The sequence below is a fragment of the Treponema berlinense genome (genome assembly GCF_900167025.1).
GTDB lineage: Bacteria > Spirochaetota > Spirochaetia > Treponematales > Treponemataceae > Treponema_D > Treponema_D berlinense.
Genome location: NZ_FUXC01000004.1, coordinates 62178 through 83115, shown reverse-complemented (window position 1 = coordinate 83115; position 20938 = coordinate 62178). Strand labels below are relative to the sequence as shown.

Annotated in this window: 16 protein-coding genes; 8 read left to right on the top strand and 8 right to left on the bottom strand. The window is 39.4% G+C overall.

Features of this window, described 5'->3' with window-relative positions; all coding sequences use genetic code 11:
• Positions 1–17: 17 nt before the first annotated feature.
• Positions 18–1283 carry a ribose-phosphate diphosphokinase gene (gene prs, locus B5D47_RS04765; RefSeq protein ID WP_078930690.1) on the bottom strand — a complete coding sequence of 422 codons (1266 nt, stop codon included), beginning with the start codon at positions 1281–1283 and terminating at the stop codon, positions 18–20.
• A gap of 126 nt (positions 1284–1409) precedes the next feature.
• Here prs and B5D47_RS04760 point away from each other — a divergent pair, with 126 nt between their 5' ends.
• Both B5D47_RS04760 and rpmB read left to right on the top strand, forming a co-directional pair.
• The gene (locus B5D47_RS04760) at positions 1410–2342 is read left to right on the top strand and encodes an MBL fold metallo-hydrolase (RefSeq protein ID WP_078930689.1); all 933 of its coding nucleotides are present in this window, start codon (positions 1410–1412) and stop codon (positions 2340–2342) included.
• A gap of 179 nt (positions 2343–2521) precedes the next feature.
• Positions 2522–2752, top strand: a complete 231-nt coding sequence (rpmB, locus tag B5D47_RS04755) for a 50S ribosomal protein L28 (protein WP_078930688.1) — start codon at positions 2522–2524, stop codon at positions 2750–2752.
• A 122-nt stretch (positions 2753–2874) separates the two neighbouring features.
• On the opposite strand, the gene uvrB is transcribed toward rpmB, so the two are convergent.
• Positions 2875–4875, bottom strand: a complete 2001-nt coding sequence (gene uvrB / locus B5D47_RS04750) for an excinuclease ABC subunit UvrB (RefSeq protein WP_078930687.1) — start codon at positions 4873–4875, stop codon at positions 2875–2877.
• A 193-nt stretch (positions 4876–5068) separates the two neighbouring features.
• Here uvrB and B5D47_RS04745 point away from each other — a divergent pair, with 193 nt between their 5' ends.
• The 3 genes from B5D47_RS04745 to B5D47_RS04735 all read left to right on the top strand — a co-directional run bounded on the left by B5D47_RS04745 (position 5069) and on the right by B5D47_RS04735 (position 6974).
• On the top strand, positions 5069–5668 hold the full coding sequence (locus tag B5D47_RS04745) for a hypothetical protein (protein ID WP_078930686.1): 600 nt from the start codon (positions 5069–5071) through the stop codon (positions 5666–5668).
• A 77-nt stretch (positions 5669–5745) separates the two neighbouring features.
• Entirely contained in the window at positions 5746–6114 is a 369-nt protein-coding gene (locus B5D47_RS04740; RefSeq protein ID WP_078930685.1) for a hypothetical protein, read from the top strand.
• Between the two features lie 77 nt (positions 6115–6191).
• Complete coding sequence (locus B5D47_RS04735) at positions 6192–6974, top strand: acyl-[acyl-carrier-protein] thioesterase (RefSeq protein ID WP_078930684.1); 783 nt, start codon at positions 6192–6194, stop codon at positions 6972–6974.
• 161 nt (positions 6975–7135) lie between these two features.
• Here the strand turns inward: B5D47_RS04735 and B5D47_RS04730 are convergent, their stop codons facing one another.
• On the bottom strand, positions 7136–7537 hold the full coding sequence (locus B5D47_RS04730; RefSeq protein ID WP_200806548.1) for an ArsR/SmtB family transcription factor: 402 nt from the start codon (positions 7535–7537) through the stop codon (positions 7136–7138).
• A gap of 417 nt (positions 7538–7954) precedes the next feature.
• Here B5D47_RS04730 and B5D47_RS04720 point away from each other — a divergent pair, with 417 nt between their 5' ends.
• The 3 genes from B5D47_RS04720 to B5D47_RS04710 all read left to right on the top strand — a co-directional run bounded on the left by B5D47_RS04720 (position 7955) and on the right by B5D47_RS04710 (position 13756).
• The gene (locus B5D47_RS04720; RefSeq protein ID WP_078930682.1) at positions 7955–11089 is read left to right on the top strand and encodes an efflux RND transporter permease subunit; all 3135 of its coding nucleotides are present in this window, start codon (positions 7955–7957) and stop codon (positions 11087–11089) included.
• 190 nt (positions 11090–11279) lie between these two features.
• Positions 11280–12104 (top strand): outer membrane lipoprotein-sorting protein, encoded by an 825-nt coding sequence (locus tag B5D47_RS04715; RefSeq protein ID WP_078930681.1) that lies wholly within the window; start codon positions 11280–11282, stop codon positions 12102–12104.
• Between the two features lie 71 nt (positions 12105–12175).
• Entirely contained in the window at positions 12176–13756 is a 1581-nt protein-coding gene (locus B5D47_RS04710) for a hypothetical protein (RefSeq protein WP_078930680.1), read from the top strand.
• 203 nt (positions 13757–13959) lie between these two features.
• On the opposite strand, the gene efp is transcribed toward B5D47_RS04710, so the two are convergent.
• From efp to B5D47_RS04685, 5 genes are all read right to left on the bottom strand, one after another.
• Positions 13960–14529 (bottom strand): elongation factor P, encoded by a 570-nt coding sequence (gene efp / locus B5D47_RS04705; RefSeq protein ID WP_078930679.1) that lies wholly within the window; start codon positions 14527–14529, stop codon positions 13960–13962.
• A gap of 66 nt (positions 14530–14595) precedes the next feature.
• Positions 14596–15738: an elongation factor P maturation arginine rhamnosyltransferase EarP gene (earP, locus tag B5D47_RS04700; RefSeq protein WP_078930678.1), complete on the bottom strand. Its 1143-nt coding sequence runs from the start codon at positions 15736–15738 to the stop codon at positions 14596–14598.
• A complete protein-coding gene (locus tag B5D47_RS04695) occupies positions 15739–17928 on the bottom strand; it encodes a lipase family protein (protein WP_078930677.1) in 2190 nt (729 codons plus the stop codon). It abuts the gene before it with no gap.
• A 19-nt stretch (positions 17929–17947) separates the two neighbouring features.
• Positions 17948–19231, bottom strand: coding sequence for a S1C family serine protease (locus B5D47_RS04690; protein WP_078930676.1), 1284 nt, complete (start codon positions 19229–19231; stop codon positions 17948–17950).
• 16 nt (positions 19232–19247) lie between these two features.
• Positions 19248–20915: a PEGA domain-containing protein gene (locus tag B5D47_RS04685; RefSeq protein WP_078930675.1), complete on the bottom strand. Its 1668-nt coding sequence runs from the start codon at positions 20913–20915 to the stop codon at positions 19248–19250.
• Between the last annotated feature and the right edge of the window lie 23 nt (positions 20916–20938).

Genomic DNA, 20938 nt, shown 5'->3' with positions numbered 1-20938 from the left:
TTTAATAATTTTTTTATTTATGCCTGGGTTTCTTCAGTATCGTCAGACTTTTTAATCAGCTTGTCGATAATCGTTCTGTTGTCCAGAAGATCGCTCAAGCTCTGGTTGTGATGAATTCTTGTAATTACATTCGCAAAAAGACCAGAAACATTGGTGCTTATAAACCATTCTTTTTCTTTTAATTCCGGATGGTAAACGGCATTTGTTCCGATTATGCGGTAGAACTGGCCGTTTTTATAAGCTTCGTCGAACAGTTCAATTGCATTTCCTGTAAAGAACGGAAGCGAAATTGCGGCGATTACCTTTGTTGCGCCCTGTTCCTGCAAGAACTGCATTGCTTTAAGGAGTGTTCCACCTGTTCCGAGCATATCGTCTGCAAGGAAGGCAACTTTTCCTTTAACGTCGCCAAGAAGTTTAACGCTTTTAATGTTTGTCTGTTTTGCATTCTGCGTTACGACAGAATAATCGCGCTCTTTGTAAATCATTGCGAGTGGAACTTTTAAGCCTGTCGCATAGAATTTGTTGCGGTCGATTGCGCCTGTGTCAGGACTTACTACAACTAAATCTTCTTTGTCTGGACCAGAAAGGTTTACAACTTTTGTAAGTTCGCGGATAACCTGATAAGAAGCATGGAGGTTTTCGAGATGTGTTGTATTGAATGCGTTTACAATTTCGCGAGAGTGAATGTCGAGAGTAATTACGCGGTCAACTCCACGCATTTCGTAGATGTGGCAGAGAAGCGCTGCTGTAAGACCTTCGCGGCCCTTCTTTTTGTGCTGGCGGCTGTAAGGAAATGCCGGAAGTACAAGAGTGATTGATTTTGCTCCAGCCTGCTGGACAGCATCGATTGTTACGAGAAGGGTCATTACGTGGTCGTTTACAGAGAATGTAACAACGTTCTTTCCGCCGTTCATTTCGATTGGCTGGTGGTTTTCTGCATCCTGAAAAATGTAGATATCTTTTCCACGGACAGAATCCATCAATTCTGCTTTGATTTCACCGTTTGCAAACCAGGTAAAAGCAGTGTTGATTTTAAAGTCTGGCGCACGGTATTTGTCGATTGCTCCGCGTACAACAAGGTCAGAAGTTACCATGTCGTTGCGAAAGTTGATGTCCTTAATCAGTTTGTCTTTGTCTAAAGTATATCGTTTAGAAATTACGTCGTTTTTTAATGTAAAACGATGTTTGTACATGTGACGAAGGTGAGTGATTACTTCGTCCGCAAATGCAGCACCGCCTGGACATGCGATTACACCCAGGTTGGTTGGTTCTGAATAAGGCATTTTATTCTCCCATAAAAATGTGATTGATGTACACTAATACTAGCACTTCAAGGCGGCTGTGGTCAATAATTTACGCTAGATGTAGTGTTTTGACAGAAAACCTTGTTTTAACTAAAATCTTTTTATATGAAACTGACGGTTTTGGGATCAGGAACAAGCCATGGCGTGCCTGTAATTGCCTGTAATTGCAAAGTTTGTAAGTCTGGCGACAAAAAAGACAATCGGCTCAGAGCGAGCGCGCTTCTTTCTATAAAAGATGTCTCAGGCGACAGAAATTTTCTTATTGATGTCGGCCCGGATTTTCGGGAACAGGCTCTCCGTATAAATCTTTGCAAACTTGATGCGGTTTTCCTTACACATCCTCACGCAGACCATATTCACGGAATTGACGATTTAAGAATTTTTAGCCACAAAAACTCCAGCGCAATGAACTGCGATGAAAGACTTTCCAAAAAATTTCCAGAAACTGCCGGAAAAGGCCTTGCAATGTACATGAGTTCAGATTCTGAAAAATGCGTTAAGACAAATTTTCATTATATTTTTATGACTCATGAAAAAGGCGGCGGAACTCCAAAACTAAACATAATAGATGTTGATTCGTACAGCGAAAAAAATCCGCTTGAACTTGGAGAACTTTGCGTTGTTCCTGTTCCGATGGAGCATGGCTGCATAAAAACGACAGGCTGGATTTTTTCTAAAAAACTAAATGGAAAAAAACATTCAATTGCTTATCTGACCGACTGCAATTTTATAAGCGAAAATTCCTTAAACCGGGTAAAAAATGCCTGCTCAGACGGAATCCTTGATCATCTTGTAATCGACGCTCTTCGTGCAGATAAACATTCTTCGCACAATAATTTTGATCAGGCGCTTTTTTATGCAGATAAAATTGGAGCTGTGCATACCTGGTTTACTCATCTTTCCCACGACTTTTTGCACGGAGAAATTCAGGATTATATTGATAAAAAACTGCCGGAATTTACTAATCTGCAAAAAATTGTTGAAAATGGCGGAACTGTCAGTCCTGCGTTTGACGGTCTTGAACTGGATTGTAAGTGAGAGTTTTGTCTTTTTGTAAGAGAAACTAATGCGCTTCGGAATCGATACAAAAAAACTGATTTTTGGACAAATTAACGCATAAATTTGGCATAAAATTAGTATTTTGAATTGACATAAGCGGAAGAATTTCTTAAAATAATGAAACTCACGTTGAATTGATTTTGAGGTAGGTATATATTATGTCAAGAGTTTGTGATGTTTGCTTGAAAGGTTCAATGACAGGTAACAAAGTTTCTAAATCATACAACCACACACGCCGCACTTGGAGACCAAATCTCCTTAAAGTAAAGACAGAAATCGCTGGTACAACACGTACTTTGAACGTTTGCACTCGCTGTCTTCGCAGTGGTTTTGTAACAAAGAAAATCAATGTTGTTCCTGCAAATGCTGGTGCACCAAAAGCTGAATAATTATTGAATCTTTCTGAATAACCGGTTCTTCGTGGGCCGGTTTTTTTTTATGTCCAGAGAACTTTTGTGTGCGCCAGCCAAGCCCAAATTTGAATGCCGGCTGCGCACGTTTTTGTTAAGTTCTATTTTTTGCCGTAAGTTGCCTCGATTTCCTGTATTTGATCGCGGATTGCGGCTGCCTGTTCGTATTCAAGCCGGTCGGCACAATCGCTCATTTCTTTTTTCAGGGCTTCGATCAGTTTTTTGCGCTGTTTCGGGTCGAACAGGTTTGCGTTCTTTTTTAGAACTTCGAGCTGCATTTTTTCGTTTTCTTCGGCATCTTTTTGTTGACGCACGAGTATGTCTTGAACAGCCTTGCTTACGGTGTGAGGCGTAATTCCGTGCTCTTCGTTATATTTTTGCTGGATTGCACGGCGGCGTTTTGTTTCTTCTACGGTTTCTTTTATAGCCGGCGTGATTGCATCTGCGTACATTACGACCATTCCGTTTTCGTTGCGGGCTGCGCGCCCTACAATCTGGATTAAAGATGTTGTCGAGCGCAGGAAGCCGATTTTGTCTGCGTCGAGAATTGCGATAAAACTTACTTCTGGAAGGTCGATTCCTTCGCGCAGAAGATTGATACCGATTAAAACGTCGATTTCGCCCAATCTAAGGCTTTTTAGAATTTCAACACGCTCAAAAGTGTCGATTTCCGAGTGAATATATTTTACTTTTAAATTCAGTCCAAGAAGATAGTCCGTCAAATCCTCTGCCATTTTTTTTGTCAGCGTAAGAATAAGGCTCCGCTCGTGTTTTTCAATGCGTTTTTTTACTTCGTTGTAAATGTCTTCCATTTGACCTTCGCTCGGGCGGACTTCGATTATTGGATCCAAAAGTCCAGTTGGGCGGATCAACTGTTCTACAACTTGGGTTGACTGTTTTATTTCTTCTTTGCGCGGAGTTGCGGTTACGTAAATGACTTGATTCAGTTTTTTTTCAAACTCGTCAAATTTTAGAGGGCGGTTGTCGAGGGCAGAAGGCAGGCGGAACCCGAAGTCTATAAGATTTTGTTTTCGGCTTCTGTCGCCTTCGTACATAGCTCCAATTTGCGGAACTGTAACGTGGGCTTCGTCAATCAGACACAAAAAGTCGTCTGGAAAATAATGCAGGAGAGTTGCCGGCGGTTCGCCTCGTTTTCTGCCGGAAATCGGGCCTGAGTAATTTTCAATTCCAGAACAGTAGCCCATTTCTTTCATCATTTCTACGTCGTATGTTGTCCTGCTTTTTATCCTTTCTGCCTCGAGAGGTTTTTGTTCAATCTGGAATTTTTTGACCTGTTCAGCCATTTCTTCGAGAATCCTGTCTGTAGCCTTAAAAAGCGCATCCTGCGGTACTACGAAGTGCTTTGACGGATAAAATTGCATTTCGTCCAATTCTTCTTCGATTTCGCGGGTGAGAACATTAAAACGCTTTATTGAAGAAATTTCGTCAAAATCAAGTTCGATTCTGTATGCGGTGTCGGTTTCCATATATGGCGGAAAAACTTCGATTACATCGCCTCTGACACGAAAATTTCCGCGTTCTAAAACCATATCGTTTCGCTGGTATTGAATTGAAGTCATCTGCCGTTCAAATTTTCTCGTATCAAAAATTTCACCTTTTTCGATATGAACACGCATTTCTTTGTAGAGGTCAGGCATACCAAGACCGTAAATGCAGCTGACTGTAGCTACAACAATCACATCGCGCCTTTCCATAAGGGAATATGTAGCTTTTAGGCGAAGCTGGTCAATTTCTTTGTTTACGTCGGCATCTTTTTCTATATACAAATCCCGTGCAGGAACGTATGCTTCTGGCTGGTAATAATCGTAATAAGAAACAAAATATTCGACTGCATTTTCTGGAAAGAAAGATTTGAATTCTCGGTAAAGCTGGGCAGAAAGCGTCTTGTTGTGCGAGATGATGAGAGTCGGACGCTGAACTTTTTCGATTATTTTTGCCATGGTAAAGGTTTTTCCAGAACCAGTAACACCCTTTAACGTCTGGTACCTGTCGCCACGCAAAAAACCTTCGCTTAATTTTTCTATTGCCTGTCCCTGATCGCCGCTTGGCTCGTAAGGAGCAACTACCTTGAATTTTCTCATGCCTTGATTATACAGCCTATTCTTTAAGTTTTGAAATAGCTTAAAAAAATAATAATGGGGAGAAAAAGATTAAAGAGACAAAGCGCAAGATTATGCTTTTATAATTAAATTAAGCTAATGTTTCTCTTGAAAAAAACAAAATGTTTAGATAAAATATATCATTGTCTTGGAATATATCTGTTGGAGGATATTTATGAAATTCTTGAATAAATACAACTATATCTCTTTTGTATTGTTGTTTTTAGTTATTGTTGCTCAGTTTGTTCCTTTTACAAACTCTGCAAAACTTTACTCTGAAGTAGAAGATATGGGAAAAACATGGGCTGAGCTTCCTGTTGGAATTACTGGAAAAGATAAAAGTTCATGGCCGCCAGAGATTAAATACGGTGAATTTAAAGATTGGGAAAAATCTGTACAGGAAAAATATCCATTGTACGGCGAAAAAACAATTTCCCTCTTTACTTACGTTTGGGATCCTGCTGGCGCTCTTTACGGTTCAAAAGTAAACGCTTTTATTTTTGCCCAGGTTGCTTTTATCGCTTTCCTTTTGGCTACTTTCCTTATCAAAAACTTTATGGCTAAGGCTGTATTTGCATTTATTCTTGGAATTGCTCATATCTGGGCTTTTGTTCAGATGTTTGTTTTGAAAGGAACTGGAGATCTTTCTCCTTATATGGTTGTTCCTGTATTTATGGCAGTAATTGCTGTTCTTGCAATTGCCGCTGGTGTTTACTTTATCCCTGAATACTTTAGAGAAAAGAAACACAACGAAGAGATCAGAAAATCTCTCTAGTTTGTTATTTACGGCCCGGATGTTGTCCGGGTCTTTTTTTTGCTTTGTGAAAAAATATTTTGTGCTAGAATTATAAAATGAATAAAAAAAATTCTTGGTTTGCAGTTTTTGTTATTTTTATTTTTTTTGTTTGCCAGACTGGAATTTTTGCACAAAAAAGCGGATATAAAATTGTTCAGGTTGAATTGCCCTGGGGAAAAACGGTTTTATATTCGACATTTTACTGTTTTAACGATTTGGAAACAGGCAGAAACCTTGCCGAAAAGCTCTACGGCGTTAAAAATCTTGATAAAATCTTAAAAACCGGACGATTTAAAAAATTGATGGCAGTTCCTGTCGGTTCGGAACTTAGCGCATATAATTTTGCGATTATGACTCACAATAAGGAATTTTGGTTTTTTGAAAACCGTGATGACGGCTGGTTGTGGGGGACTGGCCGCTATTAGTTTTTTTGTTGACACTTTTATAAGATTTGTCATTTTGATATAGTAAATTGTAGTTTTACAAAAATGGAGATAGAAAAATGTCGGATTTAATTCCTCAAGAAACAGAAAGCAGACAATATTATAAAGAAGATTTGTCTTTTAACTGGGAAACAATGGTGTTTTTTAGCCAGTGCAATATAAATAAAAATTTAAGCCTTAACGAACTTTTAAAACTTACTTCGGATATTGCCGTTGAAGATTTTGCAAGACGCGGAATGAGCCGCGAGACTCTGGCAAAAAACGGAATTGCGATTCTTGTTTCGAGAGATTCGTTTAGAATTCATAAATTTCCGAAAGAAAACCAGCGTATTGTTGTGCGCACTTGGGAAGAAAAAAGCGAAGCCTTGCAGTTTGTGCGCGCTGTCGAAATTGAAACTCTGGACGGAGAAAAACTTGTTAGCGGAATAACAGCCTGGCTTTTGGTTGATTTGAATAATCGCCGTATTTTGCCGATTAAAAAGTTTGATGAAATGGGATTGCGTACACCAACCTTGAAAAAAACAGAGCACGACTGCCTTCCTTATGGAAAAATCCAGCTTCCTGAAGACGCGGTGCTTTTGGACGAACGTTTTATAAAATATACGGATTTGGATGCAAACGGACACACAAACAATTCGCGGTATGCGGCTTTTGCGGTCGATTCTTTGCCGGCTGAATTTCAGGGAATTGAATTTAAAGATGTCAGAATAAATTTTGCTAAAGAGGCAATGCTTGGACAAAAAGTGCAGGTTTTTGGAAAAATTGACAAGGAAGCAAAGAAAATTATTCTGGTTGGAAAAACCGAAAGCGGAACTTCTTTTGAAGCCGAACTTTTGTGGTAGTTTTTAATTTGGCTGTCTGTTAAAACGGACGGACAAGGGGGTGGAGTACCGCCGAAGGCGTTCCAAAAAGGTTTTCCTTTTTGGAATGGAGCGCTGCGACGCGGAAGTACGGAAGACCCGGTGGGGCTTTTATAAGCCCCATGGCCCCAAATTTTATGATTTTAATTTGAAGGTGAATTCAGCATCCATGGAGCTTTTTCTTTTATGGATTCCATGTCGATGTTTTTTACGAGATTTATAACTGTGTTTACCAAATTCATAATTTTGTCGAGCGCTTTGTAGATATAAATAAAATAGTAAACCTGAGTGCCTTTTTTGTGGCTGATTATCATGCCCGCGTCTTTTAGAATTTTCAGGTGGTGCGAAATTGCCGGGCGTGAAAGGCTGATTTTTGCAGTTATGTCTTGAACGTCCATGCCGTCTGTGCCGGATTCTGCAAGGATAAGGAGAATTTTTTGGCGTACAGGGTCGCTTAACGTTGTCAGGTAAGGTGTGCAGACTTCAAACTGGTCGCGGATAATGCTGATTTTTTGTTTAAATTCTGTTTCGTTGGGTTCTACCAAAATGTGTGCCTCTATTGGTTTATTTGTTTAATCGGTTAAGTTTATAAACGCTTTGACGAATTGTCAAGTTTTTGTGTTTTTTTTGAACGTAAAAAACTGTTTTATGATTGATTTTTATAAAAGAAATCGAAGAAAGCGGAAGAAAAGCGGAAGAAAAGCGGAAAGAAAACAAAAAATTGTGATTTTTTGGGAACGCTGTTATCATAAAGTTTAGCTATTATTGAAAATTTCCGAAAAAATAATTTTTTTTTATTCGATGTTAAAAAATGCTAAAAAAAAACTATTTTATTGACGTTTGAAATTAAAGAGATTATATTTTGTTTATGCGTTTAATTTCTTAAACTTATAAACAAAAAGTTGGCATAATTAAAAAATGTGCTGAAATTTTGTGTGTTTTACAGAAGGAGGATTTATTAAATGAATCGCTTATTTAAGCATCCATGGCTTATTATTGTAACAACTTTTCTTGTTACAGGTCTGCTTGCATTCCAGCTTAAAGATATTAAGATGGACAACTCGACCAGATTGTATTTTCCTCAAAAACATGAGTCTTATCAGCGTTTGATTGATTCGGAAGATCGGTTTGGAAGCACTGTTGTAATCGGAGTTTCTCTTGAAACTGACAAGGGAACAATTATTACTCCGGAAAATTTGCAGATTATCGACCATATTTCTACGGATGTAGAAAACCTTCCTTGGGTTGATAGAATTGATTCCCTTACAAAAATTGACTTTATTGAGGATGTTGACGGTGCCCTTACTGCTGGAAATATTATCAATGCAGAGCGCGACGAAAACGGATACCTTCCTCTTTTGACTCAGGCTCAGGTAAATGAGCTTAAGCAGAATCTTACTGACTGGGACGAAATGTATACGCGTTCGATTATTTCGGACGACAATAAAGCGGCTCAGATGCAGATTACGCTTGTTACAAACAATCACCCTGGCGAAATTGCATATTTGAGTTCTTTGTCTGCTTCTCAGATTGATGCTCTTGCAAATGCCGGAATTAAGACTTTTGAGGAGTTTAAAAAGGCTCAGAAGGCCGGCAAACTTTCTTCTATTGAAGGTTTGTCTGAAGAAGAACTTGCTTTTCTTACAGAAACTATAAACGAAGCTACAAAAACTCAGATATCTGAATCTGACCTTGAAGCCGAAACACTCGCTAAAGTAAAAGAGATTGCCCTCAAATATACAAAAGGCACAAATCTTAAGGTTATTTTCTTTGGTGATCCAGTTGTTTCTGAAAACTTTATGGATTACATGACTTCGGATTTGACGAACTTGATTCCTCTTGTTTCGATTGTCGTTCTTTTGACTTTGTTTGCCAGCCTGAAAACTTTGGACGGAACTCTTTTGCCTCTCGTTACGGTTTTGCTTGCAACTGCCTGCACTTGTGGACTTATGGCTGTTTTTGGATTTACATTCACGATTGTTTCGAGCGTAATTCCTGTTGCATTGATTGCCTGTGGTTCCGCGTACGGAATTCACGTCATGACGCATTACTATATTGCTCTTGACGAAGCAAAAGCTCAAGGCGTTGAAATTACAAAAGAAAGTCACAAAGATATTATTTTGAAAGGCGTTGCCAGCTGTAGCACTGCGGTTTTCCTTGCTGCAATTACAACTGTAATCGGATTTATTTCTTTGATTTTGAGTCCTATGGGACCTCTTCACAGTTTCTCTATCTTTACCGCCGTTGGAATCGCGCTTTCATGGATTTTTGCAGAAACATTTATTCCAGCAGTTTTGATGATAAAGCCTGTAAAGAGAATCGGCCAGAAATCAAAGCTCATTATGAAACTCTCAAAAAGGGCAAAAAAGCACATTATTAAGCGCGGAAATGAACGCAAAGACACTTTGTACAACATCTTCCTTTTCTTCTGTGGTTCGCGTCCGAGAATGTTTGTGTTTATGATTTTCCTTGTTGTGGTTTCTGTTTTTGGTGTGCGCAAGGTAAAAATCGAGTCTTCAATGATTAACTACTTCCCGCCAGATTCTCAGTTGCGTCAGGATATTGATTACGTTGACGACAGATTTGCCGGAACAAACTTGATTTTTATGCTGGTTGACGGTCCAAAAGTTACTGACGAAAACGGAAACTTCCTTGACGAAAACGGAATTCCTGTTATGAACAAGGACGGAAAATTCCTCGATGTAAACGGAAACATCATCAAAAAATCTGATGGACGTCATTTTGCGCTTGTTGAAGGTTCTATGAAAGATCCTGATATTCTTGAGGCGGTTGACGGTCTGCAGGAAAATATTCAGAGCAAATTCCCATATATCGGAAAAATAGTTTCGTTCCCGACTTTAATCAAGCGAATGAACCAGGTTCTTCACGCTCCAAGTGCAGAGGCGGTTGCTGTTTCTTCAAGTTCTGGCTATTCTGATGATTTTGGTTCTGATGATTTTGGATTTGATTCAGGTTCTGACTTTGGTGATTTTGGCGACTTCGGAGATTTTGGCGAAGCAGAGGATTCTTCTGACGAAGACGAAATGCTTCCTGGCTATGTTGATCCGAACGTTGAATATGTAAAAAAACTCAACAGCACTCTTACAGTTGATGAAGGATTTAAGCTTTTGTCTTCGGCTTATGCTGAGGCCGGTGGAAAAAATGCTTCTCTTGACGATGTTGTAAAGGTTCTTGAGAGAAAATTGAATTACAAGGGAACTGATTATTATGAAATTCCTTTTGATGAAGCAAAATATGGTTATAAACAGCATGCAGCCCTCAAAAATATTGTTGGAAACTTCCTTTCTATGCTTTCTGACAAGGAAACTTTGGGACGCTGGGCAAATGACCCTCAGAACGAAAACGTTTTGAACCCGAACCGTCTTCGTGTTCAGCTTGTTTCACGTTCTAATTCAAGCAGCGATATTGAAAAAGTAATCCGCGAATGTAATTCTTATGCTAAAAACCACTTCCCTGAAGGCTACACAATTTCGTTTACTGGAAAGGGAGAGCTTGAAACTGTAATGACAGAAATGGTTTTCTCAAGCCAGATTCAGAGTTTGATAATCTCGCTTTTGAGCGTATTTGTTGTTATTGCAATTTCGTTCCGTTCTATTTTGGCAGGACTTTTGGGCGCAATTCCTCTTTCCCTTACAATCTTGCTTAACTACTGGACGATGGGAACTTTGGGAATTAGCCTTGACCTTGTTACTTCGATTATTGCTTCTGTTGCGGTCGGAATTGGAATTGACTATACGATTCACTTCCTTGAAACTTACAGAATGGAGCGCGCAAAGACAAGCGATGTTCATGCCGCTGCAAGACGCACATTTAAATCGAGCGGAACTGGAATTTTGACGAATGCCGTTGCCGTTGGTCTTGGATTTTTGGTTTTGTGCCTTTCAAGATTTATGGTTTTGCGCTACATTGGAATTTTGGTCGCAATCGTAATGTTTACAAGTTCAATGCTTGCAATGACAATTCTTCCTGGATTCTTGACAAACTTTGACCCGAAATTCTCTCGACCAAAAGTTGAGCCGACAGAAGATTTGGGTGCTACCGAAGATTTGATTGAAAAACCTGAAGAAAAAAAATAAAAACTAATCTGCAAGAATGCAGTAAGGAGTGTAAGATAAAAACAGCCGAAAATGACGTCTGTTTTTATCTTTAACAAGTTTGCGTTGCAAACTTTCTTATAATCTGTTGTTTCTCACTTTGTTGCGAAACAACTTAAAAAGTCAATTTTAAAACTGAAGTTTTAATCTTGACTTTTTATGGGAGTAGTCTATGAAAAAGAGTTTTAAAAAATCAATTTTGGCTTTGGCTGTTGCTATGGTTTCGACTGTGGCTTTTGCTCAGGATGCGCGTTCAATTGTTGATGCGGCATTGAACATTAAAAAACCTGCATATAACCATTCGATTATCGAAATGGATCTTATCAACAAAGCCGGCAATATCGAGGAACATCGTATTATTGACGAGCTTGGACGCCACAACGAAAAAACAGACACTTCTGACGTTGTAATGAACTTTAAAGTCAGCAACAACAAGTCAAATCAGGGAATTAAATTCTTGCAGATGGAAAACAAAGGCAAGGACGACGACAAGTGGATTTATATGCCTTCTCTCAAAACTACTCGCCGTGTAAATTCTTCTGAAGGAAGCAAGTCTTTTACTGGAACTGACGCAAGCTACGACGATATGTCTACACGCGAGCTTGACGATGATACTCATGAACTTTTGGCAGAAGAAAACAAAAACGGTTATGACTGCTGGAAAATTAAATCAACTCCAACAGCAGCAACTGTTGCAAAAGCTCAGTACCAGTACCGCATTCAGTGGATTGACAAAAAAACAAACGTTCCTGTTTATGCAGAAATGTACGACAAAAAAGACGGAAGCCTTTTGAAAGTTTTGACGGTTGATTCTCTCGAAAATATCCAGGGATATACGATTACAACTTCGACAACCCTTAAAAACGTAAAATCTGGACATTCGACAAGAATTGCAGCCCAGAAAAATCCAAAGAGCCCGAACGGTTACAATATCATTCTTGATAAGCCGATTCCGGACAATGTATTTACACAGAACTATTTGAATACAGCAAAATAATTGATTTAACTCCGTTGCAGCGGTTTGTTTAGTTCTGTTGTGGCGGAGTTTTTTATTTATAGGAATAGTTTATGAAAAAAATAAAATTTATCGGGCTTTTTACAGCCGCACTTTTTACAGCAGGTTTTGCCTTTGCTGATGATTTTGATTTTGGCGATGATTTTGGAAGCGACTTTGGCGGAGATTTTGGTGATTCGTCCGCTTCTTTTGCCGGCGGTGCCCTTGAAGTAAACGGAGAAGCGCAGATTGATTTTCGCGCTTATTTTGATGATGAGAATGAATACGGACTTCCTGTTGACGAGTGGAAAACCGACACAACTCCAAAAGGAAAAATCAATTTAAAATATTCAAATTCGGCAGTTTCTGCAGAAGCAAAATTCGCATTCAGCAAGGACGTTCTTGAAAATTACAGGGAAGATGTAATTGACGAGCTTACACTTGAATCTTATCTCGGAAATTTTGTTGTTCAGGCAGGAAAAATGAAGGTTGTCTGGGGAAAAGGCGACAAGCTGCATGCTATAGACAATTTTAACGCAAACGACTACACGGATTTTATAATTCCTGACTACATCGACAGAAGAATTGCAGAACCGATGATTCGTGTGCTTTACAATGTTCCAAAAGACGTTGGCCCTTTTTCTTCGAGCAGATTTGAACTGGTTTGGACCCCAACAATGACAGCAGACCGCTATGCCGCTTCTGGAAGATGGGTTCCGGCTCAGGTTGCAGGTTTGAAAAGCGAGTTGACTAATAAAGCTGGAACTGCGATTGTAGTACAAGGAGTCAATGCTGGAACGGCAAATGCAGAATTGGCTAGCATAATGGCATCTGCATCAACAGATGAGCAAAAATTAGCGGCAAAAAATAAAGCGGTAAATGCGCAGTCTCTTTACACAGCAATGCTCAGCAACTCATCTTCTCTTGCAGACAATCTTTATCCTGACACAAAACAACTCAAATATATGCAGGCAGGTGCCCGTTTTACAACTACAACAGGCTCTCTTGACTGGGGATTGAGCTATTATGTAGGACGTGATAAGCGCGCTTCGTTTGATAACTCAAAAATCGACTCTTTTGTGAGCACTTATCTTTCAAAGGGAAGTGCGGATGACGACGACAAATTTATTGACTACGACTTTTTACAGGTATTCGGTCTTGAAGCGGCAAAAACTTTCGGCGCATACAACTTCCGCGCAGAAGGTGCATACAATTTGACAAAGGACACAGCTGGAGACGATCCGAAGGTTCATAATAATTCAGTAGGCTGGGTATTTGGTTTTGACCGCGACTTGCCTTTAAGCGAACTTAACATGAACGTTCAGTTTCAGGGAAAATACATTCTTAACCACGACAAGATCAACGATTTAGGAGTGCTTGATACAGAAAGCGGAACTTTTGAAAATGACAATAAAGTTGTCGTAAATATTTCTGACAGCTGGAATCATGGAAAAGTTAAGCCAGAAGTAAGCGCTGTTTACGGTTTCCAGCATTATGATCTGATTGTAATGCCAAAAATCACATGGTATGTTTCTGACGGACTTGAGTTCTGTGCAAAAGGAATGTACATGGCAAGCTACAAGAGCGAAAAAACTGAATTTGAAGGCTGGCATAACAACGGTTTTGTTCAGTTGGGAGCAAAATACACGTTCTAATAATCGCCATTTTCGGGCAAGGGATAGTAGTGGCGGCGGAGCGGGTGCGCAGCACCGGAGGCGCGTAAGACGCCGTAGCCACGAATAGCCCGGTTTTTTGCGCAGCAAAAAATGACCCCAAATTAAAATTTAAAAATAAAAAATCCCCGAATTAAGCTAAATGACTTTTTTCGGGGATTTTTGTTTACGCAACTGTTAAGAAATTAGTCCTTTGCGCGTTCTACGAATGAACCGTCGCGTGTATCGATTACGATGCGGTCGTCTGTGTTACAGAACAAAGGAACTTTTACTTCCATTCCTGTGTCGAGAGTTGCAGGTTTTGTTGATTTTCCAGAAGTATCGCCTTTTACACCTGGTTCGCAGTATGTGATTGTGCGTGTTACGTTTACCGGGAGAACAACGCCAACTGGTTTGTCGTTGTAGTAAGTGACAGAAACTTCGTAGTCGTCATCTGGAGAGATGTAGCCGGCATTGTCGCCAAGATAATCTTTGTCCAGCATGATGTCATCGTAAGTTTCCTGATCCATAAAGTGATATTCGTTGCCATCGATGTAAGAAAGTTTTACAGTTTTTTTAACAAGGTCAACTTCCTCAAATTTTTCACCGGCATCAAGACCAAGCTGCATTGTTGAACCTGTTACGATATTCTGAACGCGGAGGTTTGTAACCATGCCCTGGCGTCCGCCTTTCTGTCCGAGAAGTTTCTGAACAATAAGAGGGCTGCCTTCATACATAAAAGCTGTTCCGACTCTGATTTCGTTTGTCATTAACATAATATGTTACCTCAAAAAAATAAACGTTTATTCTATAATATTAGTGCTTATTGGACTTTTTTTCAACTACTGCAAGGTTTCAAGAAAGTTGAGCAGGTTTTTTGCAAGGTTGCCGTTTTGAAAAAGATTTTCAGAAAAGTTTTCAAAATAAGCCGTTAACTCGCCTTGTGCTGATTTTTGAAGAAAGTCATAAAGTTCGCTTTCGTTTAATTCTGCGCCTGGAGTGTTGTATTCGTTCCAAAGCGATGAAAGCTCGTTTTTTAAGTTTTTGCCGCAAACAAAGGGCAGTATTTTTTCTAAAAGGGCATTAACCTTTACGAGCTGGTAATTTTCGTCCTGAACGTATGCATGCCAGAAAAATGGTTTGCCGGAAAGACAGGCCCTTGCAAGGCTTTCTTCGCCACGGACAAAGTTAAAGTCGCTTGTGCAGAGAATTTTATCCCATTCTTCCTGCGTTAAAAAAGGCAGTTGGACGAAATTCAATTTTTTTCCGGTCTGCTCCCAGGCTTTTTTTGCAAAAGGCAGGCTTTTTCCTGCGGCCGCAAGAACTTTTACGCAAAAGTCCGGATTTTTTTGTCTCTGAGCTTCCTGTATGCGGTTTAGAGAGTTAAAAATCTGAACAAATTCGCGTTCGTAAGAAAAAATTGTAACGCAAAATTCATTTTTGTTTTTTGGAAGAGTCTTTGATTCTTTTAAGGTTTTTAAAAACTGGCTGTCGATTAAAAGTCCTGCCGTTTTTTTTGTAAAGCCCGGCATAAAAAACATTTTTTTTACGTTTGGACTTCGCGTATAGCATTTTAAAAGATGAAAGTCGTCGGCATATTCTTCTGCCGTTAAGTATTCGATATTAAAAATATGGAAAATTTCTTTTGCATTCTTGTCAAAAAGAATTTTTTCAAGCCACTCTGGCCGTCCGCACTGAAAACATTCGAGAATAATTGGAAAAGGCTTTGAACTGAATGTAAAATCTTCGCTCTGGTTCCAGTCTAAAATTTGCCATCTTGTGTTTTTGTAGTCGAAAAATTGAGATTTTTTGTCGGGCTCAATTTTTTTTGCCATTGAAGCAAAACTTTCCAAATTTGAACAGACAATTGTAAGGTTTAGAGAAGAATCGAGGTCGCTCAAGGCTTTTGCAAGTCTGTAGACAACTCCAATATCGCCAAAATTGTCCACAACCTTGCACAAAATCATTATATTCTTGTTTTGCATTTAGAATTTTATTCCAAAAGACAGGTTTGGTACTATCCGCATTTTTGAACCTGTCCAGACCTGGCCTGTTGTTTTTAAGCGGTATGCGTCGTCAAAGGCCGCATCGTTAAACTCTGAAATATGCATATCTAAATTTGCCGCCATAAACAATTGAGTTCTGTGGCGAGGCTTGAACGAAAGAGAAAATCTTACGCTCGGCACAACGTTGAAGCGGTCGTCTTTTTCTTCGATGTCGTCGGAATAGGCATAAAAAAGATTTGCAAAAATTTCTGTATCGAGAAGAATTTTGCTTACTAAAATGCTCTGATGTCCAATTCCCGGACTTGCCTCGAATGAACGACCGATTTTTGCGGCATTGTGTCCTAAAAGCAGCGAGCCGTAGATTTTTGTTGAACCGGCATGGATTCCTGCGTTGAATGAACCGCTTGTTGAAGTAGAAAATTCTCCCAGCACCCTGAATTTTGAAATATTTTTTAGATTTCCTTTTTTGCGGATTATATTGGCTTCTGGATTGCCGATTTTTTCAAAATCAATTTTTGTAAAGGCTGGAGTTAGAGTTTCTGAATGGCAGCTGTAAATTTTTGAGTTGTATGGATATAGAATTGTTTCTTCGGATTCGTCAATAAAAACTCCGGCGGCAGAATAATGCTGGACGGAAACTTTTAACATTGTAGGAATAATGCTTTCTTTGCTTACCGCAATTTTGAACTTTCGGTTTACTGGAAGTCCGAGAGCAACCTGTCCTTGAAGAAGGGAATTTGCCGCCAACGGAAGCTCTACTTTTGAAAAATTAACTTTCCCGTCTAAAATTGTTGCTACGACTTTTCCGTCGCAGTCAAAAACTGCATAGTCGCCGGCGCCTTTTAAGAGAAGAATGTCAGTTCCGACAGATGAATAAACATTTTCCGCATCAACCGACATAATCCACGAAAGGTAAGTTTCCATTGCGTGCATATCGGCAAAGCAGTTGATTAAATAATTTATATCAACATCGAAATTTTTATAGCACCACCGGGTTGCCGCTGCAAAAATTGCACCCTGTTTTTCTGTCCTTGAAACTGGTTTTTCTTCGGTTTTATTTTCGACTTTTGTCTCGTCTTTTTTGGGAAAAACTCTCCAGAAAGCAGAAATTGAGCGGTCGTGAAGTGCTGTAATTCCGTTGTAAAAGTTGTAAACGTTTTTGTTCAGTTTTGAGAGAATTGTAGTGCATTGAATCGGCAAAAATGGACCTGTCGTAAACGGACAGTAGTCGCGGAGCATGAATTTTTTAAAGTATTTGTTCATTGCAGGAATATATTCTTCTTCGTATTTTTGAGGATCGGTATTCCAGTTGTTTATTAAAACTTTTGTCTGACCGTATTTTTTGTATTTCCAGCTTTTGTAATTTGGCGGAACTGTCGGAACAATGTCTTCGGCATTTACAATATTCCAGATAAAGTCGTATTTTTTGTCATAAACGCTGTCGTTTGTCGTAACGTTTGGAGAGGCAAAGGTGTATGTGTAGATGTAATTTGTGTCAAAAAGTTCAGCATCGCACAATTGGGCTGAAAGAAGGTTTGCAATTGCCGCTCCACGGGAGTGTCCTGTGATTAAAAAGCAACTGTCGTCAATGTCGATTTTATTTCGCAAAAGAAAGGCAATCAGCGCGTTTTCGACGAGTTTTGTGGTCTTGAAAAAACCTTCGTGATATTCGGCTTCATTGCCGGTTTTGTCGGAAATATTAACGTTTGAAATCCATTCGTTTGCGTTGAGCGGAGTTCCGCGGATTACAATTATAATCAGATTTTTTTTTGAATTTGAGCCGTTGATTTGTTTTATCGCAAAACTAAAAGCCGCCTGGTCGTTTCCCCAGACCGGATTGTCGTAGTTGACAGAATAATGAAATTCAATCTGTTTTTCTGAAATTCCAAGGGCTTTGTAGCATTGAAGAATTAAATTTGAATTTTTCCCGATGTCGCTGTCTTCGTAAGAAACGGCAGAAAAAATTCCGGCAATACGCGCAATGTTGTGGTTATAAATAGAAGCCGGTTTTTCGCCGAACCATTTTTCATTCCAGTCTGCCGAAATCATTATTGGATTTTCTTCGATTGTAATGAGGCTTTTTACTGGAAACGAAATTTTCTCTGCTTGCAAAAGTGCCGCCGCTGCAAAAATGGCAACTGGGATGAGAGTTTTTTTTATTAAATTCATTTTTCTCTTTCCTTAAATTTTAAAGCGAAGTTCCTCTGGATTCTGAATCGGTGTCAATTCCATCGAGAACAAGTTTGATTTTTTCAAAATTGCCGTTGCGGAAAACTGTCACGGTTACTGTGTCATTCGGTTTTTTGGATTCGAGCGCGCTCGTGTAATCTGCGTAAGTGCGAATGTTTATTCCGTCGATTCCTGTGATTATGTCGCCGCCAAGGTAAATTGTAGATGGATTAAAGCGGCTTCCGTATTGAACAGGTTTTGTTCCGCCCAAAATTCCTGCTTTTTCTGCGCTGCTGCCTTCTTTTACCTGGCTTACGAGAATTCCGTAATTGATTTTTAAGCCTGCATATTGCGCAATGCTTGAAGTCATCTGAACCGGAGATATTTGGATTGTTCCGCGGCGGACTTTTCCGTATTTTAACAGGTCGTTTACAACGCGTTGCGCCGTGCTTACAGGAACTGCAAAGCCAATTCCGGCAGATGAGCCTGAATTTGAAATTATCATTGTGTTTATGCCGACCATTCTTCCTTTTGTGTCCAAAAGCGGTCCTCCAGAATTTCCTGGATTGATTGCGGCATCGGTTTGAATCATATTTCTGATAATTACATTTGCGCTTTCCTGAATCGGTCTTCCCAGTCCGGAAATTATTCCTGTTGTCATTGTTCGTTCAAGGGCAAAAGGGTTTCCGATTGCAATAACTTTCTGTCCAACTTTTAACGTGCTTGAATCTCCAAAATTGATTGTCTTAAGCTTTACATTTTCCGGCGGATCAAATTTTAAAACCGCAATGTCGCTTTCAATATCTTTTCCTATGACTGTTCCTGGATAACTGGTTCCGTCAGCGAGCGAGATGTTGATTTTGTTTGCCTTGCTGATTACATGCACGTTTGTAACCACATATCCGCGTTCGTCGATTATCGAGCCTGAGCCTGAGCCTCCGTCTTGAACGACAGGCTCTAAAAACCAGTTGATTCCCATAACCTGCGTTGTAATGTTTACAACTGCTTCGTTGCATTTTTCGTAAACAAAAATATTCTGCTCTTCGTCCTGAGTGTATTGAGAAACCGGAGAGGCGGCCGGTGTTACAATATTTTTTTGAGGCAAAACTTCTTCAACAAATTCTGCTTTTTCGGAATTCTGCTGGTTTTGAACGTCCCCGGTCTGTGTCTGGCTTGTTTTTTCAGAGTTTTCAGACTTTAAGTTTTTTTGAACTGCAAAAAATGCCGCGCTAGCACAAATGGCGCCTGCAAGAATTCCAGTTAATGTGTTTTTTATCATCTGCTGTTTTGAATATAATTTCATCTTTTGCCTCCAGTTTTTATAAAAGCATGGAAATTCCGGCTTCTGTTTTTAAATAAGTTTGATTCTCAAAAATTTGTGCGTTTGAGCGCAAATTTAGATTTAGAGAATTTAATGCAATTTGGAAGTCGAATCCAACATCAACCGCTCTTAAAAATTCGATTGAATTTGAACTTCTGCTGTCGTTTTCGAGGGCTGTTGTTCCAAAAGAAGAATTCAACGCGCTGTAAATTGCAAACGAAACTGACTGTCCCTTTAATTGAAAGCATATTCCGTTTCTTAATACTTTATCGTAATTGTCGTTTTTTGTGTTGAATGTGGAAGTTGCAAAAGTGAATTCTGATGAAATTCCTGCATAAAAATTATTAAAATCCAGTCCAAAAACAAGGCCTCCGCCAAGACCGTAGCCATTGTCTGCTCCGTAAGGCTCGAACGGTTTGTTTTTAGCTCCTCCAGCTCTTATCAAAAAACCAAAATCCATGTCAAAATCAGCCTGTTTTTTTGAAGCGGTAAATTTTAAGGCTGAATTTATAAAAGGCGAAGAACCTTCGTGTCCTGCGTTTAACCCGACTTTTGCTGAAAGTTCGACATTTTTTGAAAAAGAATAGGCAAAAAAAGTTGAAAGCGGCGCGCAATAAAAATTTTTATTTTCAAAGGCGCAAATTATGCCGGCATTTACGCCGACACAGAATGTTTTTTCAGGAAAATTAAAGGCTGCCGGAAGAATTCCAATTCCAGAACCGCTTGCCGTAATTGAGGCTGAAGGAATTTTTATCGAGCTGTCTGCCGAAAAATCAACCGAAAATTTTTGTTCGCCGGATTCGAGAATTGCAGTGTAAGTTCCGTCTTGAATTTTTGTTCCGTTTTGTGCGATTCCGTCCCAAATTACATTTTGAGTCCAGGTTGTAAAGCCAGGCAAGTTCCGGCTTATGACGGAATTTCCCAAAGAATCTTTTATTGTTAAGGTTCCGTTTCCGAACGAAGTAACTTCAAAATTGAATTTTATCTGACCTGCAGAACCTTTTAACGCCGGATTAAAGCGCTCCTTGTTTGCCCTGAAATTTGAAACCGAAAACTGTGCTTCCTGAAGGCGGATTGTGATTATTTGATATGAATTTCTTGGAACGTAGATAGATGAAGATTCGCTCTTGTAGCCGAATTTTTTTGCAAAAACCGTGTGGCTTCCTTCTTCAAGTTTAACGATGTTTCCGCTGATTTTTGTGTTGTCGACATAAATTAAAGTTTCTGGTTGAACTGCAATAAAATTTACTGTTCCTTCGTACTTTTCAAGTTCTACATAAAAAACGCGTTCTTCTCCCTGGGGAACATTTATCCTGTAGAATTTTGGTTTATAGCCTGTTTTTTTTACGCGCAGATTGTAGCGGCCGGCGGGAAGGTCGTTTACCGTTAAATTTGTGTGGCCTTCAAAATTGCCGTTCAAAAAGACTTCTGCATTCGGAACGTTTGATTTTACCGTGATTTTTGTTTTTTCTTTTTCGATTGCAGATTTTCTGTCAGATTCTAATAATTCCGGATAAGTTGAATATGCCTCATCAAATTCAAATCCTTTCTGAACGGATTTGTCTTCGACAAAAATTCCCGAAGAAGATGCGTTTTCGTCAGAAAATAAAGCACCTGCCGAAATTATAAAAATTGCTAAAAAAGCAGTAAATCTTTGCAATGACATAAATTAACTAGACCTTTATTATA

Coding starts and splice junctions, on each gene's coding strand:
- B5D47_RS04690 (WP_078930676.1), bottom strand. CDS start 19,231: ATGAAATTATATTCAAAACAGCAGATGATAAAAAACACATTAACTGGA.
- B5D47_RS04720 (WP_078930682.1), top strand. CDS start 7,955: ATGAATCGCTTATTTAAGCATCCATGGCTTATTATTGTAACAACTTTT.
- B5D47_RS04740 (WP_078930685.1), top strand. CDS start 5,746: ATGAATAAAAAAAATTCTTGGTTTGCAGTTTTTGTTATTTTTATTTTT.
- B5D47_RS04760 (WP_078930689.1), top strand. CDS start 1,410: ATGAAACTGACGGTTTTGGGATCAGGAACAAGCCATGGCGTGCCTGTA.
- B5D47_RS04715 (WP_078930681.1), top strand. CDS start 11,280: ATGAAAAAGAGTTTTAAAAAATCAATTTTGGCTTTGGCTGTTGCTATG.
- B5D47_RS04745 (WP_078930686.1), top strand. CDS start 5,069: ATGAAATTCTTGAATAAATACAACTATATCTCTTTTGTATTGTTGTTT.
- B5D47_RS04710 (WP_078930680.1), top strand. CDS start 12,176: ATGAAAAAAATAAAATTTATCGGGCTTTTTACAGCCGCACTTTTTACA.
- prs (WP_078930690.1), bottom strand. CDS start 1,283: ATGCCTTATTCAGAACCAACCAACCTGGGTGTAATCGCATGTCCAGGC.
- uvrB (WP_078930687.1), bottom strand. CDS start 4,875: ATGAGAAAATTCAAGGTAGTTGCTCCTTACGAGCCAAGCGGCGATCAG.
- earP (WP_078930678.1), bottom strand. CDS start 15,738: ATGCAAAACAAGAATATAATGATTTTGTGCAAGGTTGTGGACAATTTT.
- B5D47_RS04695 (WP_078930677.1), bottom strand. CDS start 17,928: ATGAATTTAATAAAAAAAACTCTCATCCCAGTTGCCATTTTTGCAGCG.
- efp (WP_078930679.1), bottom strand. CDS start 14,529: ATGTTAATGACAAACGAAATCAGAGTCGGAACAGCTTTTATGTATGAA.
- B5D47_RS04735 (WP_078930684.1), top strand. CDS start 6,192: ATGTCGGATTTAATTCCTCAAGAAACAGAAAGCAGACAATATTATAAA.
- B5D47_RS04685 (WP_078930675.1), bottom strand. CDS start 20,915: ATGTCATTGCAAAGATTTACTGCTTTTTTAGCAATTTTTATAATTTCG.
- rpmB (WP_078930688.1), top strand. CDS start 2,522: ATGTCAAGAGTTTGTGATGTTTGCTTGAAAGGTTCAATGACAGGTAAC.